The organism is Mesorhizobium sp. Root554, from assembly GCF_001427025.1.
Lineage (GTDB): Bacteria > Pseudomonadota > Alphaproteobacteria > Rhizobiales > Rhizobiaceae > Mesorhizobium.
Genome location: NZ_LMGA01000001.1, coordinates 1,306,765 through 1,322,038 on the forward strand (window position 1 = coordinate 1,306,765; position 15,274 = coordinate 1,322,038).

Sequence of the window (15,274 nt, forward strand, 5' to 3'; positions counted from 1 at the left end):
GCGATCAGTTCTGCGCGTCGGCCAGCACGTCGATGAGCTCATCGACCAGTGCAGTACTGCCGGCGGCCAGCGCGCCGAGTTCCGTGATTTCGCCAGCATAAGAGGGCGTGCGGCGGCGGCTGTCGAAAAGATACCCGCCGGCTTCGGTCAGGATCAGTTCGGCGGCGGCGATGTCCCAGTCATGGGCGTTCGGTTTGACGAACGTCGCATCCAGACTGCCATCGGCGATCATCGCCAGCCGGTAGGCAAGCGAGGGTATATGCGGCACCCGGTTCATCCGGCCCTGCCACGCCTGCGGAAGCCGGTCCAGCAGCGCCTTCGGCCCGGCGATATTGAGGATTTCCCCCAGCTCTCCGGTCCGAATGGGAAGACCGTTGCGGAAGGCGCCCTGCCCCCGCATTGCCCAATAGGTCTCCTGTCTGGCGGGGCATTCGAGCACACCTGCCAGCGACCTCCCTGCCTCCACCACGGCGACGCTGACGCACCATGTGCTCCGTCCTTCCAGGAAGCCGCGCGTACCGTCGATCGGATCGACAACGAAGGTCCGCCGCGCCGACAGCCGCGCGGGATCGTCCGCCGTCTCCTCGGACAGCCAACCATAGTCGGGCCGCGCCGACAGCAGCGTTTCCCTCAGATAGGTGTCGGCGGCATAATCCGCCTCGCTGACCGGAGACGTGCCACCCTTCATCCACACTTCGGGGCTCTTGCCGAAATAGCCCATGGCGATGACGCCGGCTTCGCGCGCGGCATTCTTCAAGAGGTCGAGATCTTCGGCGGCAGCGGCAATGCCGGCTGTGTCAGTTTCCGGCAAGCGTCATCCCCTCGATCAGCAGCGTCGGGGACGCAATGCCGAAATTGCGGTCGAGGTCGCTGGCCGGCACCATGCTCATGAACATGGATTTAAGGTTCGAGGCGATCGTCACTTCCGACACCGGATAGGCAAGCTCGCCGTTTTCGATCCAGAAGCCGGAAGCGCCACGGCTGTATTCGCCGGTAATCATATCGACGCCGTGACCGAACAACTCGTTGACGTAGAAGCCGGATTTCAGCGACCGGATCATCTCGTGCGGGGAAGTCTCTCCGGCCTCGATGGCGAAATTGGTTGGCGACGGCCCGACGGACGAACCGTTGCGCGCGCCGCGCCCGTTGGTCGTCAGGCCGAGTTCACGCGCCGAGGACGTCGAAAGCAGCCAATGGTTCAGCACGCCTTTTTCCACGATGAAAAGCTTCTCGCCCTCCACGCCTTCGCCATCGAAGGGCCGCGACGCCGGGCCGCGCCTACGCAGCGGGTCGTCGGTCACCGTGATCGACGCGGAAGCCACCCGCTTGCCCATCAAGTCGCGCAGGAAGCTGGTCTTGCGCGCCACCGCGCCGCCATTGATGGCTCCGGTCAGATGTCCGGCAAGACCACGAGCGACGCGCGGGTCGAAAATGACATCGACCGTGCCCGTCTTCACCTTGCGGCCGCCGAGCCGTTTCACCGCCCGCTCGCCTGCCTTGCGTCCTATGTCCTGCGGTGAATCGAGTTCGGCGAAATGCAGTCTCGACGAGAATTCATAGTCCCGCTCCATCTTCGTCCCCTCGCCGGCGATGACGCTTGTGGAACGGGAGAACTGACTGCTGCCATATTGGCCAAGGAATCCATGCGACGTCGCCAGCACCATGCCGAAATAGCCGGTGCCGGCGCCGCTGCCTGAGGAATTGGTCACGCCGCTTACGGCCATCGCCGCCTCCTCCGCGGCCAGGGCGTCGTCGCGCAGCCTGTCGGCCGAAACGACCGTAGGATCGAAAAGATCGAGGTCCATCGGCTGGCGCGCGAGCAAAGCCGGGTCGGCGAGACTCTGGTACGGATCCTGGGGCGACACCCTGGCCATCGCCACCGCGCGCTCGGCCAATGCCTTCGCATCGGAATTGACGGTCGCCGAGACGCTCGCCACGCGGCCGTCGACGAAAACGCGCAAAGACATGTCTTCACTTTCCGAAGCGCCGGTGTTCTCGACCTTGCCGAGCCGCACCGACACGCCGGTGGAACGGCTCATCGCAACCACCGCGTCGGCGGCATCCGCGCCGGCCTGTTTCGCCGCTTCCACCAATCCGGCAACGCGGTCGGTCAGTTTGGCGGAATCCAGCGTATCGTTCATGTTAGAGCCCTGATTTTTCGGCCGCACCCGGCAGCGTCGCTGCTGCACCATCTATTGTTCCGGTCATAGTTGTGCAATGGGAGAAGCGACCATCCGCCGCGCGGCGGATCGATCATGACGGATCATTGAGACCGTCAGTATCCCAATCGACAGAACGGATTTCTGCGCCATGACACCCTTCCACCTCGCTTTTCCTGTCCGCGACCTCGATGAGACGCGCGCGTTCTATGGTGACGTGCTCGGCTGCGCCATCGGACGGTCGTCCGATACCTGGGTGGATTTCGACCTCTTCGGCCACCAGATGTCGGCGCATCTGAGGCCGCAGGCGTCAGCCGCCGCCAGCGACGGCAAGGTGGACGGCATCGCCGTACCGATCCCGCATTTCGGCGCCGTGCTTCTGATGGACGAGTGGGAAAAGCTAGCCGCCCGGCTGGAGGCTCGCGACGACATCGACTGGCTGGAGAAGCCAATGGTGCGCTTCAAGGGTCAGCCCGGCGAACAGGCGACCCTGTTCATCCGCGACCCTTCGGGAAATGCGCTCGAATTCAAGGGTTTCCGCACGATGGAGCAGGTGTTCGCGCACTGAGCATACGCGAACGCTTCAGTGCTTCCGCGGCTCGTATTGTGATTTGAGCGCCGCCTCGACGGCGCGTTTGACCTCGTCCTTGACCGCCGCGGTTTCCGCCATCACGGCGTCGATCTTGAGGAAGTCGAGCACGCGAAACCGCGACACCGGCGGCCGGATCAGGATATCGGGACGGCACTGGGTGAGCTTGTTGGCGATGATGGATTGCATCATCAGTTGCGTCGCGCCAAACATCAGGTCGACCGATGTCGGCCGTTTGCGTTCGCCGTCGGTTGGTGCGCCGACGACGTCGACCGCGATGATGATATCGGCGTCGTGCTCGATCAGATCGAACGGCACGGGATTGTAGATGCCGCCATCGATCAGCATGCGGCCGCCGCGCACCACCGGTTTGAAAACGGCGGGGATCGCCGCCGAGGCGGCAAGCGCCGAATGCAGGTCGCCATCCTGAAAAACCGTCGACTTGTGACCGAAGAAATCGGTTGCAGTGACTTTGAGCGGGACCTTCAGTTCGGCGAAGGTCTCCGGCACCTGCTCGGGCAGGAACGCCTTGAGAATGCGCTCGATATTAAACTGGCTGACGCGCAAACCGCCTTCCATAGCTTCGGCGAAGGTGCCCGGACGCGCCCGCCACATGCGGCTCGCAACCTGCGCGCGCGTACTCAGGATGGAGCGGGCATAGTCGTGGATGTCCCGGCCTGCCATGCCGGACGCCATGCCGGCGCCCATGATGGCGCCGATGGACGAACCCGCTATGGCGACGGGTCGGACGCCCAGCTCGTCGAGCGCTTCGATGACATGGATATGCGCCAGGCCGCGCGCGCCGCCGCCGCCGAAAGCCACGCCGAAAGTCGGGCTCATCCGGCGCTCCCGTCCTTCTGGGCTGGTCCCAGGATCATGACCGCCGGTTCCGGGGTAAGCAGCTTTTTGGCCACCGCCTTGACGTCCTGCAATGTCACGCCCTCGATGTAACCGGCACGCCGCTGCATGTAGTCTATGCCGAGCTTCGCCAGTTGCAACTCGATGAGGGTCGAAGCGATGGCGCCGGAGGAATCCAGGTTGTTGATGGCGTAGGCGCCAACCATGTAGGTCTTGGCGGCAGCGAGTTCAGCTTCCGTCGGGCCTTCATCGGCCATGCGCCTGATGACGTCGCGCACCACGCCAAGCGTCTCTGTTGCGCGGTCCGAGCGGGTGGCCGTGCCCACCATCAGCGCGGAGACATGGTCTTCGTTCACCAACCCGGAACTGACGTTGTAGGCCAGCCCGCGCTTCTCGCGCACCTCCCCGAACAGACGCGAAGTGAAGGTGCCGCCGCCAAGAATTTCGTTCATCAGAACGGCGGCATAGAAATCCGGCGCATCGCGCGGCACGCCGGGATAAGCCATCTGAATGGACGTCTGCGGCAGGTCGTAAGGGACATGCAATTCATTGCCGAGCTTCAGATCGACATCCGCCACCGGGGTCAGCGACCGCCGTTCCGGCAGGCCGCCGAACACCGCGTCCAGCCTGGTTTTCAGCGTCGCGGCGTCGATGGCGCCGACCACCGCCACATGCAGGCCGTCGCGGGCAAACATGGCGCGATGGAACTGGCGCAGGTCATCCGTCGTGATCGCCGCGACGCTTTCCTTCGTCCCTTCGTCAGGACGCGCATAGGGATGGCCGCCGTAGAGCGCCTCAGCCCATTTCGTCGCTGCGACTTTCTGCGGGTCGCGTTCGCTGGCGGCAATGCCAGCCAGGATCTGCCCACGGATGCGCTCGACCGGTCCCGTGTCGAAACGCGGTGACTGCACCGCCAGATGCAGCAGATCGAACGCCTCGTCCTTCTGCTCGGCCAGCATGCGCATGGCACCGTAGATATTGTCATGGGTCTGGCCGAAATGCATCTCCGCCCCGGCGTCGTCCAGGCGAACCTGGAACGCCTCGCTGTCGAGATCACCCGCGCCCTCGTCGAACAGTCCGGTGATGAGGTTGGCCAGCCCCTCCTTGCCGGGCGGGTCCTGGGTGCTGCCGCCGTCGAAAACAAAACGCACTGTGACGATCGGCACCGAATAGTCCTCGACCAGCCAGGCGGTGATGCCCTTGTCGGATTTCACCTCCTGAATGGTGACGGCGGCACGCGCCGTGATCGCCGGCAGGATGAGGAACAGCACCGACAGAACCATGGTCAGGGCTGGAATGGCGACGCGCGTCCGCACGGCTTCGAAGCTCGGCATCATCAATTCTCCAGCCGTGTCGTCGGCGGCAGCAGATAGCCCGTCACCGAGCGACCCAGAACCAGGTAGAGCGACGCCACCTGCTTCACGTCCGCCGCAGTCACCTTGCGGACCCTGTCTGGCCATTGCTCGATATCCTGGACGGTGCCGCCCGTTGCAAGCGTGCTGCCATACATGTTCGCCATTGAGTTCTGCTTGTCGCGCGCGAAGATCATGGAACGGACGTAACGGTTCTTCGCCTTTTCCAGTTCCTCGCCGGTGACGCCGTCCCGGACGATGCGGACGATCTCGGCATTCACCGCCGCCTGCAAATCGGCGAGCTTGGCGCCGCCCCGCGGCGAGGCATAAACGGCGAAGCTGGTGTCGTCGAGCATCGAGCCCTGGAATGACGCGCCGGCCATGGCTGCGATGCCCTGCTTGACCACCAATTGCTGGTACAGGCGGCTGCGGCTGCCGCCACCGCCGAGAATTTCGGCCAGAAGGTCCAGCGCCTCTGCCTCGCCCGGCTTGGCGGTGTGATAGGAGGGCACGACCCATTGCGTCGAGAAGCTGGGCACGCTGACGCGGGCATCCGTCAGCGTCACCGTGCGGCTGGTGTTTTGCTCCGGCTCGTCAGGTCGGATACGCGGCGGCAGAGCCGGGCCCCGCGCGAGCTTTCCATAAGTTTCTTCGGCCTGCGCCTTCACCGCCGCTGGCTCGACATCGCCGGCTACGATCAGCACGGCATTGTTGGGCTGATAATAACGGTCGTAAAAAGCCCTGGCGTCGGCGCGGTTGAGCTTCTCCATCTCCTGCATCCAGCCGATGACGGGCACGCGATAAGGCTGGTTCTGGTACAGCGTGGCGTTGACCTCTTCCTCCAGCAATGACTGCGGATCGCTGTCGACGCGCGCGCGCCTCTCCTCCAGCACCACGTCGCGCTCGGTCGCCACCACCTGGTCGGTGAGGATCAGGTTGCGCATGCGGTCGGCCTCGAATTCCATCATCCGGCCAAGCGCCGACGGTGCGACGGTCTCGAAGAACGCGGTGTAGTCGTAGGAGGTGAAGGCGTTGATGTTGCCGCCGATCGACGCCACCGCACGGTCGAGTTCGCCGGCCGCGTGGGTCGATGTCGCCTTGAACATCAGATGCTCGAAGAAATGCGCGATGCCGGATTTGCCCGGCGGCTCATCGGCGCTGCCGACCTTGTACCAGACCATGTGGGTGACGATGGGCGCGCGATGGTCGGGGATGACAACAACCTCCATGCCATTGTCGAGCAGGAAATTGGTGATCTTGCTGTCATCCGGCGATGGCTGGGCGAAGGCGGATGTCGAAACCAGCGACAACATCAGGATGACGAACCGGCTCGGCCAGCAGGCACTATGCTTCATTCAGTCGCTCCGGGCGTTTCGGACGGGAGGATAGGCAGGGCGTGGGCCTGCGGAAAGTGAATTGTTCGTCATGTGACCGCCAAAGACGGCTGAAGTCAGGCAGCTTCGATGAAGCGGATGACCGTCTCGCCGTAGAAACGCTCATCCACGACGGCAAACCCGTCGCCAGGCGCGAAGGGTGCAGCGGCGGCTTCCTCGACCACGCAAAGCGCGCCGGGGGCAAGCCAGCCGCCGGTTTGGAGCGATTGCAACGCGCGCTCCCCCAGGCCCTTGCCATAGGGCGGATCGGCGAACACCAGCCCGAAGGGCCCGAGCGTGCCGGCGTCGCCAAGCGCCGTCGCATTCCGCCGGAATATCTTGGTGCGTCCCGTCAGCCCGAACGCTTCGACATTGGTGCGGATCAGCCCGCGGCCCTCGGCGGATTCCTCGACGAACACCGCGTATGCCGCGCCGCGCGACAGCGCCTCCAGCGCCAGCGCGCCTGTCCCGGCGAAAAGGTCCAGCACACGCGCGCCGGCAAGCTTTTCAGGAAAGCGGTGGGCGAGCACGTTGAAAACCGCCTCACGCGTCCGGTCGGTCGTCGGGCGGATGTCGTTCGAGTGGGGCGTCGCCAGCGGCCGCCCGCGCAGTTCGCCGCCGACGATCCGCATCAGCGGCTCTTCGGACGCCTGGGCGGCCCCTTGGAGCGAGACCGGCCCTCTGCTGACCCACGTCCACCCTCGTCACGGCGGGACGATCCGGGCTTTGAAGGCGTATCTTCCTCCGCCTTCCTGGTTTGCGGCCGCGCGCCCGGCGCCATCCACACATTCGCACGGCGCTGGCCCGGAGGATCGATAGGCTTTTGCGGACGCTCGGGTTTCTTGCCGGCGCGGGGCTTGATCGCCGGTTTGTCGGCGCCAGGCTTGGGAGCAAACGTCACGAAGCGATCTGGCCGCTCACCGAACTTTGCGGGGCGTGCCGGATTTTCGCCGCGTTCGAATTTCGGCCGCTCCGCCCGCTCCCCACGCTCGAACTTCGGCCGTTCGGGCCGGGTCGAAAGCTTGCCCAGCGCTTCGTCGCGGCTGTTTTCCTTGCGCTTGCGGTTCTTGATCAGCCCGCCCTCGCCGATGGGCCGGCGGTCGCCGTCACGGGTGAACTTCGGACGGTTTTCCTCGTCAGGCCGGGGTTCGGTGCGCCGGACCGGCTTGTTGGAAAACGGTGTGGCGATTTCAGCGTCGAAATTGGCGCCCGATTCCTCGACGAGCCGCTCGCCAAGCTGGTCGCGCAACATCCGGCCTTTGACTTCCAGCACGTGACCTTCCGCCAATTCGCCAAGCTGGAAAGGACCGTAGGAAATGCGGATCAGCCGCGTAACCTCGAGCCCCAGCGACCCCAGGATATTCTTCACTTCGCGGTTCTTGCCCTCGCGCAACCCGATGGTCAGCCAGGCATTGCTGCCTTGCGTACGCTCGAGCGACGCCTCGATCGCGCCGTAGAAAACGCCGTCGACGGCGATGCCTTCGCGCAGGCCGGCCAGCGATTTTTCATCCACCTTGCCATGCACGCGCACACGATAGCGCCGCAGCCAGCCCGTCGCCGGAAGCTCCAGCACGCGCGACAAGCCGCCATCATTGGTCAAAAGCAGCAGTCCTTCGGTGTTAATGTCGAGCCGTCCGATGGTCATCAGGCGCGGCAATTCCGCAGGCAACACGTCGAAAACCGTTTTCCGGCCCTCGGGGTCGCGGTTTGTCGTCACCAGGCCGGCCGGCTTGTGGAACAGGAACAGCCGCGTGCGCTCGATGGCCGGAATTTCCGTGTCGTCGAGATGGATGACATCGGCGGCGCTGACGTTGAACGCCGGCGTAGCCAGCACCTTGCCATTGACCTTGATGCGGCCGGCGGCGATCAGTTCCTCGGCGTCGCGGCGGGATGCGATGCCGGCCCGCGCCAGCCGCTTGGCGATACGCTCGCCGCTTTCCTCGACAGCTTCCGTCGGGCGCGGCCGTGGCTTGAATTCACCGGATGGTTTGCGGTCGCCGAAGTCTTTCCTTGGACCAAAATCCTTCCGCTCACCGAAATCCTTCTTCGCAGCGAAATCGCGCTTTGGCCCTCGATCCGATCCGAATTCACGTTTGGGCCCAAAGTCGCGTTTCGGTCCCTGATCCGGCTTCGACCCGAAGTCGCGTTTTGGCCCGAAATCACGTTTGGGCCTGGAATCCTGGTTCGGCTTGTCGAACGGCTTGCGTGAGGCGCCATCGCCGCTGCCATAGGTTTTTTTTGCAAAGGAGCCGCCCCCAGCGCCTGAGCGATCGCCAAACTCGCGCCGAGGCGGCCGTTCGCCGCGTTCGCTGCGGACGGCATCATTGTCGCGCGGGCCAGTGCGCTCGAAGCGTCCCGGCCTCGGAGCTCCACCTTCCCGCTTTTCGTAGGGCTTGCGCTCGCCAAAATCCTTGCGCGGGGGTCGCTCGCCACCCGGCGCATGGCCGGGGCGGCTGAAATCGCGCTTCGGCCGTTCGCCGCGCGAATCGTCCTTGCGGAAATCGCGCTTGGGCCGCTCGCCGCCGGCACCGGGCCGCTCGCTGCGTTGGAAATCACGTTTCGGTCCAGCGCTGGATGCAGGCTTGCCATCCGCCCGCTTGGCAAAGGGCTTCTTGTAACCGGCCGATGGCTTGCCGCCGCTAGTACCTTTGCCGCCGAAGCTTTTACCACCGGCGCCGGCCTTGCCGCGCGGGCGGGGCGCATCGCCTCCGCGCCTGGGCTTCTTGTCGTCTTCGTCACTCATGTGGTCTTTGCTCTTTTGCGCGGCTAGATAGATTGCGCGTTTGCGCGGCTAGATAACAGGATCGCTGCCGGGTGGCGAGGAGTAATCGGAATGGACGCAGCGTGAAACGGCCGGACTTCATGGCCGTCGCCTTGTCGGAAGCGGAAGCGGCAGCCGGGCGCGGCGAAGTGCCGGTGGGCGCCGTGGTGGTACGTGATGGCGTTGTGGTCGCTGCTGCCGGCAACCGAACCCGCGAACTGGCCGACCCCACTGCCCACGCCGAGATGCTGGTCATCCGCGAGGCCTGCCGCCGGCTCGGCTCCGAACGCCTCACCGGCCACGACCTCTACGTCACGCTCGAACCCTGCGCCATGTGCGCCGGGGCCATCTCCTTCGCAAGGCTGCGGCGGCTTTATTTTGGCGCGACCGACGAGAAGGGCGGCGCAGTGGTCAGCGGCGTGCGGTTCTTTTCCGCGCCGACCTGCCATCATGTGCCGGAAGTCTATGCCGGGATCGACGAAAGCCGCTCGGCATCCGTGCTGAAGGAATTTTTCCGGGAACGCCGCGAGCCCTGAGCCGGGCCTGCGATCAACCGCGCTTGCCCGGTTACCAGGGCCACCAGTCGAACTTGCCCTTCTTGACGGACGATTCGCGCTTCAGGCGGCGTTCCTTCTTGTACTCGTCCTCGCCCAATTCGCCCTGCGGCGCGGTGGCCGCGGCGGCACGATAGGTGAGCGGCGGTTCGCTGAGGTAACGGCGGCTCGTCGGGTCGCCCTGCTTGGTCGCGGCCAGCTGCTGGCGGAACTTCGCGCCGTCTTCCAGCGCCTTGCGATGCGTCCAGCCGATCTCATGGCCGTTGTCGGACGACTCGGCGGCCTGCAGCGCGGGCACGCGGCTGCCGTCATTGGTGTCGTCGACGATCTGCGGCTGGAAATTCGGGTCGTCGCGGTTCGCGGTCGCCTCGCCGCGAAGCCGCGCACGCTTCTGCTCGGGCGATTCCGGCCATTGGTCGGCCGCGGTCTGCGTGATGCTGTCCTGCGGCGCGGGCAAGGCTTCCTTCTGCCCCGGCGCCGGCTTAACCAGGGCGGGACGCGGCTTGTAGTCGATCGAGTTGCCGTTCTTCGGCGCCAGCGAAAACGCGTTGCTGAGATCGCCGACGAGTTGCTCGTTGGCGGTCTTGTCCGTGCCATAGGTGGGAGAACTCATGCAGCCGGCCAGGGCCAGGCCCGACGCGACCAGCGGCGTCAGCAGCGCAAGGCGCGCATGATGTCTGTTGGTCATCCCCGAAAATCCCACTCTGTAACCTCTGTTCGCGGCCCGTTGCGCGGCGTTGCCTGTTCGCTCTTCCGACGAAATTCCGGCGACAATTTGTCTGGCGAAGTTTTGCGTGTTTACCTCAACCGGCAGTTAAGGGCAACGCGGGGCCGGAAAACCGGGCCTCGCGTTGCATTTGTGCACCTAAAGCCGGCCGAGCGACTTCAGCTCGTGCAGCACTTCGGCGTCGCGCGCCGAAACATCTGGGAAGGCCGGGTCGCTGCCGACGTCGGCGGTATAGCGCCAGGAGCGGGCGCATTTGCGCAAGCCCCGGTCCTCCGCTTTCTCGATCACCACCGCCACGCCCGGCGCCTCGCGAAGCGAGAAGTTTTCCGGCGGCACAGTATCGTGCGAGATGACCAGATCGCTGGTGATGCAGATTTCTGAGAGATCGACGCCGGACAGGGCATCCTCCAGTGCGGCGTCCGTCATGTAGACGACCGGCACGGCTTCCAGTGAGGATCCGATCGTCTTGCGGGCGCGCTCCAGTTCCAGCGCGCCGGTGACGACGCTGCGGACCTGCCGCACCTTGCGCCACTTTTCGGCGAGCTTGTCGTCGCGCCATTCGGCCGGCACGGTCGGCATCTGCTCGAGATGCAGCGAGCGAGCATCCGGGTTGCGCTCCAGCCATGCTTCCTCCGTCGTGAAGGGCAGCATCGGCGCCAGCCACTTCACCAGGCAGTCGAAAAGATGGCGCACCACCTGCACCGAGGCCTTGCGCTTCACGCTCGACGGTCCGTCGCAATAGAGCGCGTCCTTGCGGATGTCGAAATAGAAGGCTGAAAGCTCCACCACCATGAAGTCGAGCAAAGCGCGGGTGATACGCTTGAACTCGAAGGCGTCGTAGCCTGCGCGCACCAGCGCATCCAGTTCCGCCAGCCGGTGCAGCATCAGCCGCTCAAGCTCCGGCATCTCCGCAAGCGGAATCTCCGCGCCGTCGTCATGCGCCAGCGTGCCGAGCATCCAGCGGATGGTGTTGCGCAGCTTGCGGTAGGCGTCGATGTTGGTCTGCAGGATGGTCTTGCCGAGCCGCTGGTCCTCCCAATAGTCGGTCGTCACCACCCACAGGCGCAGGATATCGGCGCCAGACTGCTTGATGACATCCTGCGGCACGACCGTGTTGCCGAGTGATTTCGACATCTTGCGGCCTTCCTCATCCATGGTGAAGCCATGGGTGATGACCGCATTGTAGGGCGCCCTGCCCCTGGTGCCGCAGCTTTCCAGCAACGAGGAATGGAACCAGCCGCGATGCTGGTCGGAGCCTTCGAGATAGACGTCCGCCGGCCATTTCAGGTCCGGCCGGTCTTCCAGCGTGAAAGTGTGGGTCGAGCCGGAATCGAACCAGACGTCGAGGATGTCCTTGACCATCAGCCACGGCTCGTTGGCCCGGCTGCCGAGGAAACGCTCGCGCGCGCCTTCGGCGAACCAGGCGTCCGCGCCCTCCGTCTCGAAGGCATCGACAATGCGCTGGTTGACCGCCTCGTCCTTCAGCACATTGCCGTCGGCATCGGCGAACACCGCGATCGGCACGCCCCATGCGCGCTGGCGAGAAAGCACCCAGTCGGGCCGCTCCTCGATCATCGCCCTCAACCGGGTTTGCCCGGCGGCGGGCACGAAGCGCGTGTCGTCGATGGCGGCAAGGGCACGGGAACGCAGCGTCGTGCCGTCGCCCAGTTCCTTGTCCATATAGACAAACCACTGCGGCGTGTTGCGGAAGATGATCGGCTTCTTCGACCGCCATGAATGCGGATACTGGTGCTTCAGCCGTCCGCGCGCGAACAGCGCATTGCGCTTGATAAGCTCGTCGATGACAGCCTGATTGGCGTTGCCCTTCTTGCCATTGTCGTCGATGACGCGCGCCGCCCCGCCCTCGCGGTCGGGTCCGAAGCCCGGCGCGTCCTTGGTGAGGTAGCCGGCGTCATCCACGGTGAAGGGGATTGCCGGATCGATGCCGCGCTCCCGCAATTCCTTGCCGGCATCCATCCACGCGTCAAAATCTTCTCGGCCATGCCCGGGTGCGGTATGCACGAAGCCGGTGCCGGCATCGTCGGTGACATGATCGCCGGGCAGCATCGGGACGGCGAAGTCATAGCCGCCGCCGAGACCTCTGAAAGGGTGGGAAAGGGTAAGGCTTTCAAGTTCTTCCGCCGAAATACCGCGCAACTTTTTGTATTGCAATTTTGCCTTGGCGAAGGATTCCTCCGCCAGCGCATCCGCGAAGATCAGCTTTTCACCCGGCTGTGGCCCGAAATCGTTTTCCGCTGCCGTAACCTCATAAACTCCATAGGAAACGCGGGGCGAATAGGCGACAGCACGGTTGCCGGGGATAGTCCAAGGCGTAGTCGTCCAGATGACAACTGACGCTCCTCTCAACTGATCCAATTGCGTGTTGATTGCTTCGCTTTCCTCAGGCCGAAACATTCTTCCGGCGCTAAGTACAGCCACCGGAAACTTCACCCAGATCGTGTCGCTCTCATAGTCATGATACTCGATCTCGGCCTCGGCCAGCGCCGTGCGTTCCACCACGGACCACATCACCGGCTTCGAGCCACGATAGAGCTGGCCGCTCATGGCGAATTTCAGCAATTCGCCGGCGATGCGCGCCTCGGCATGGTAGCTCATGGTCAGATACGGGTTGTGGAAATCGCCGACGACGCCGAGCCGCTGGAACTCGTCGCCCTGCACCTTGATCCAGTGTTCGGCATAACGGCGGCATTCCTGCCGGAACTCGATCATCGCGGCCGGGTCGGAAAGATCGGGCTTCGACTTGCCCTTGGAGCGATAGTTCTCCTCCTCGATCTTCCATTCGATCGGCAGGCCGTGGCAGTCCCAGCCCGGCACATAATTGGAGTCATAACCGCGCATCTGGAACGAGCGGGTGATGACGTCCTTCAGCACCTTGTTCAGCGCATGGCCGATGTGGATGTTGCCGTTGGCGTAGGGCGGGCCGTCATGCAGCACGTATTTCGGCCGCCCGGCGGCGTCCTCGCGCAGGCGCTTGTAGAGGTCCATGTCCTGCCAGCGCTTGACCAGTACCGGCTCTTTTTCCGGCAGGCCGGCGCGCATCGGGAAATCCGTCTGCGGCAGGTAAAGCGTCTTGGAATAGTCAATCGTCTCGGCGGTGTCGTTCATTGCTCTGCCATATGCGTTGCCCGGCGGCGGCCAGGGCGTTGAACCATCATGTTCTGGAAGAAGCGCAAATGCGCGTCATAGTCCCGGCGGCTCCGGCGGCAGAGCAAGCTCAGCCGGCCTGGAACACCGGGCCGGTAATTCGTATCGCAAAGGCAAGCTGGCGCCGAACGCTGTTCATGGCGCGGCTTTTAGCCGATGAACGGCAAAGAATAAAGTGGCCTTGGAAGGTCACTTACATCGCGAAATCGAAGCGATAGGTCGCCGATACGCCGACGGTGAACTGGTCGCGCGAGCCGCGCTCCTTCACCAGGCTGGAATCGGCGGCCGGCCCGGCAAGCCGCGAATATTCGCCGAACAGGCTCGTCGTCATCGGCTCCGTCACTTTCCAGCTTACAGCGCCGCCAAGGCCGTATGACTTGATGCCACCCTTCGGATGGTATTCGCTCAAGCCCGAAGCGGCCTCCTCCTTGGCGCTGACGCCGTAATAGGCGTCGAAATAGTCGGACGACGCCATGGAGACGCGCGGCCCGCCCGAAACACGCACCGTCGGCGTTACGTCGTAGAAAGCATCGGCGGCGATGTCGGCGACGAAACCGCTATGCGCGCGAAAGCCGCGCCGCGCCTCCGCCCGCACCCGCATCCAGTCCGTCGGATAGAACTCGAAAAAGCCACCGGCCTCGCCGCCCCAGCGTACCCGGTCGAGGCCCCGCAACTCGCGCTCGTCATTGTCGCGGCCGAACAGGATCTTGCCGTTGAGGCCGGCGCGCACGCCGCCATCGTCGATCAGCGCCAGCGAGATATTGTCGTTGCGCGACACGAACCGCGCATCCCTGCCGGCCTTGCCCAGCGAGATGATGGGCTGAGCACTCAAAAGGTATCTCTTGCCACCCTCGAAATTCGGCGCGACCAGCCCGGTGACGCCGACCGTCAGGTACCAATCGCCGGAAAACCAGTTCTCGGCCCGCGCACTCGCCGGCATCAGCAGGAGGAGGACGGATGAAACCGCCGCGGCTTTCTTCGGGAGACTCATGAAAACACCTTACGCAACTCGTGACGGAAAACCTTTGTCGAAGTCCTCCTAAGAATTGATTTAAATGCGACCTGTGGCCGAAAAGTCAGCCGCTGGACGCCGGCGGGCAGCGGGACTACTCTCGCCCGAGGCAGGCTTTCATGGAGATGCGGCAATGACCCTGCAAGGCAACACGCTCAAAGGCGACGCCCTCAAACACGCCATCGGGCAGACGCGCGACAAATGGGGATGGTTCGTCGCCCTCGGCGTCCTGCTGCTCATCCTTGGCGGCATCGCCTTCGGCAATTTGCTCATCGCGACGGTGGCTTCGGTCTACATCGTCGGCTGGCTGATGCTTCTGGGCGGCGCGATCGAGATCGTCCACGCCTTCGGCGTCAAGACCTGGGGACGTTTCGCCTACTGGCTGCTCAGCGGCCTGCTCTACGCCGTCGCCGGCTTCTTCGCCTTCTACAATCCGCTGCTCGCATCGGCGGTGCTGACCTTTATGCTGGCGGTCGCGCTGGTCGCGTCGGGAGTCCTGCGGGCATGGATCGGCTACCAGCATCGGGACGAGAAGGGCTCCGGCTGGATCATCGCCGCCGGCGTGATCACCGCGCTGGCCGGTCTGCTTATCGCGCTGCGCTGGCCGATGAACAGCCTGTGGGTGCTCGGCCTGTTCCTGGCCATCGACCTCGTCTTCCAGGGCTGGACCTTCATTGCCTTCGGCCTGGCGCTCAGAAAGATGAAGCAGGCGTAAGACCGTGGC

General features: G+C 64.3%; 13 protein-coding genes. 3 read left to right on the forward strand and 10 right to left on the reverse strand.

Translation table 11 applies throughout. The annotated features are described in order from the left end of the window. Positions 1-4: 4 nt before the first annotated feature. Positions 5-811 carry a 3'(2'),5'-bisphosphate nucleotidase CysQ gene (locus ASD44_RS06355; protein ID WP_056109917.1) on the reverse strand — a complete coding sequence of 269 codons (807 nt, stop codon included), beginning with the start codon at positions 809-811 and terminating at the stop codon, positions 5-7. Beyond that, on the reverse strand, positions 798-2,141 hold the full coding sequence (locus ASD44_RS06360; RefSeq protein WP_056109919.1) for a TldD/PmbA family protein: 1,344 nt from the start codon (positions 2,139-2,141) through the stop codon (positions 798-800). The genes ASD44_RS06355 and ASD44_RS06360 overlap by 14 nt, the downstream gene beginning before the upstream one ends. A 169-nt stretch (positions 2,142-2,310) precedes the next feature. Between ASD44_RS06360 and ASD44_RS06365 the strand changes: the two genes are divergently transcribed. Continuing rightward, the gene (locus ASD44_RS06365; protein ID WP_056109921.1) at positions 2,311-2,727 is read left to right on the forward strand and encodes a VOC family protein; all 417 of its coding nucleotides are present in this window, start codon (positions 2,311-2,313) and stop codon (positions 2,725-2,727) included. A 15-nt stretch (positions 2,728-2,742) separates the two neighbouring features. Here ASD44_RS06365 and ASD44_RS06370 read toward each other — a convergent pair whose 3' ends face one another. From ASD44_RS06370 to ASD44_RS06390, 5 genes are all read right to left on the reverse strand, one after another. Further along, positions 2,743-3,588 (reverse strand): patatin-like phospholipase family protein, encoded by an 846-nt coding sequence (locus ASD44_RS06370; protein WP_056109923.1) that lies wholly within the window; start codon positions 3,586-3,588, stop codon positions 2,743-2,745. Further along, on the reverse strand, positions 3,585-4,940 hold the full coding sequence (locus tag ASD44_RS06375; RefSeq protein WP_156459795.1) for a pitrilysin family protein: 1,356 nt from the start codon (positions 4,938-4,940) through the stop codon (positions 3,585-3,587). Before ASD44_RS06375 ends, ASD44_RS06370 begins: the two co-directional genes overlap by 4 nt. Before the next feature lie 2 nt (positions 4,941-4,942). Further along, positions 4,943-6,271, reverse strand: a complete 1,329-nt coding sequence (locus tag ASD44_RS06380) for a pitrilysin family protein (RefSeq protein ID WP_056115565.1) — start codon at positions 6,269-6,271, stop codon at positions 4,943-4,945. Positions 6,272-6,408: 137 nt separating this feature from the next. After that, on the reverse strand, positions 6,409-6,963 hold the full coding sequence (rsmD, locus tag ASD44_RS06385) for a 16S rRNA (guanine(966)-N(2))-methyltransferase RsmD (protein ID WP_056109926.1): 555 nt from the start codon (positions 6,961-6,963) through the stop codon (positions 6,409-6,411). Beyond that, positions 6,963-9,074, reverse strand: coding sequence for a pseudouridine synthase (locus ASD44_RS06390; RefSeq protein ID WP_056109928.1), 2,112 nt, complete (start codon positions 9,072-9,074; stop codon positions 6,963-6,965). Before ASD44_RS06390 ends, rsmD begins: the two co-directional genes overlap by 1 nt. Positions 9,075-9,175: 101 nt before the next feature. On the opposite strand from ASD44_RS06390, the gene ASD44_RS06395 reads away from it, so the two are divergent. Further along, on the forward strand, positions 9,176-9,628 hold the full coding sequence (locus tag ASD44_RS06395; protein WP_056109930.1) for a nucleoside deaminase: 453 nt from the start codon (positions 9,176-9,178) through the stop codon (positions 9,626-9,628). A 31-nt stretch (positions 9,629-9,659) separates the two neighbouring features. Here the strand turns inward: ASD44_RS06395 and ASD44_RS06400 are convergent, their stop codons facing one another. The 3 genes from ASD44_RS06400 to ASD44_RS06410 all read right to left on the reverse strand — a co-directional run bounded on the left by ASD44_RS06400 (position 9,660) and on the right by ASD44_RS06410 (position 14,478). Next, positions 9,660-10,334: a hypothetical protein gene (locus ASD44_RS06400; RefSeq protein ID WP_156459796.1), complete on the reverse strand. Its 675-nt coding sequence runs from the start codon at positions 10,332-10,334 to the stop codon at positions 9,660-9,662. Between the two features lie 177 nt (positions 10,335-10,511). Beyond that, positions 10,512-13,499: an isoleucine--tRNA ligase gene (ileS, locus tag ASD44_RS06405; protein ID WP_056109934.1), complete on the reverse strand. Its 2,988-nt coding sequence runs from the start codon at positions 13,497-13,499 to the stop codon at positions 10,512-10,514. Positions 13,500-13,731: 232 nt separating this feature from the next. Beyond that, positions 13,732-14,478, reverse strand: coding sequence for a MipA/OmpV family protein (locus ASD44_RS06410; RefSeq protein ID WP_244478822.1), 747 nt, complete (start codon positions 14,476-14,478; stop codon positions 13,732-13,734). A 205-nt stretch (positions 14,479-14,683) separates the two neighbouring features. Between ASD44_RS06410 and ASD44_RS06415 the strand changes: the two genes are divergently transcribed. Continuing rightward, positions 14,684-15,265: an HdeD family acid-resistance protein gene (locus ASD44_RS06415; protein ID WP_056109938.1), complete on the forward strand. Its 582-nt coding sequence runs from the start codon at positions 14,684-14,686 to the stop codon at positions 15,263-15,265. Positions 15,266-15,274: the final 9 nt, after the last annotated feature.

Excerpts from the sequence above, each read along its gene's own strand:
- ASD44_RS06410 (WP_244478822.1), bottom strand. The coding sequence starts at position 14,478 with ATGCCGGCGAGTGCGCGGGCCGAGAACTGGTTTTCCGGCGATTGGTAC.
- ASD44_RS06380 (WP_056115565.1), bottom strand. The coding sequence starts at position 6,271 with ATGTTGTCGCTGGTTTCGACATCCGCCTTCGCCCAGCCATCGCCGGAT.
- ASD44_RS06375 (WP_156459795.1), bottom strand. The coding sequence starts at position 4,940 with ATGCCGAGCTTCGAAGCCGTGCGGACGCGCGTCGCCATTCCAGCCCTG.
- ASD44_RS06415 (WP_056109938.1), top strand. The coding sequence starts at position 14,684 with ATGACCCTGCAAGGCAACACGCTCAAAGGCGACGCCCTCAAACACGCC.
- ASD44_RS06360 (WP_056109919.1), bottom strand. The coding sequence starts at position 2,141 with ATGAACGATACGCTGGATTCCGCCAAACTGACCGACCGCGTTGCCGGA.
- ASD44_RS06365 (WP_056109921.1), top strand. The coding sequence starts at position 2,311 with ATGACACCCTTCCACCTCGCTTTTCCTGTCCGCGACCTCGATGAGACG.
- rsmD (WP_056109926.1), bottom strand. The coding sequence starts at position 6,963 with ATGCGGATCGTCGGCGGCGAACTGCGCGGGCGGCCGCTGGCGACGCCC.
- ileS (WP_056109934.1), bottom strand. The coding sequence starts at position 13,499 with ATGAACGACACCGCCGAGACGATTGACTATTCCAAGACGCTTTACCTG.
- ASD44_RS06370 (WP_056109923.1), bottom strand. The coding sequence starts at position 3,588 with ATGAGCCCGACTTTCGGCGTGGCTTTCGGCGGCGGCGGCGCGCGCGGC.
- ASD44_RS06390 (WP_056109928.1), bottom strand. The coding sequence starts at position 9,074 with ATGAGTGACGAAGACGACAAGAAGCCCAGGCGCGGAGGCGATGCGCCC.
- ASD44_RS06400 (WP_156459796.1), bottom strand. The coding sequence starts at position 10,334 with ATGACCAACAGACATCATGCGCGCCTTGCGCTGCTGACGCCGCTGGTC.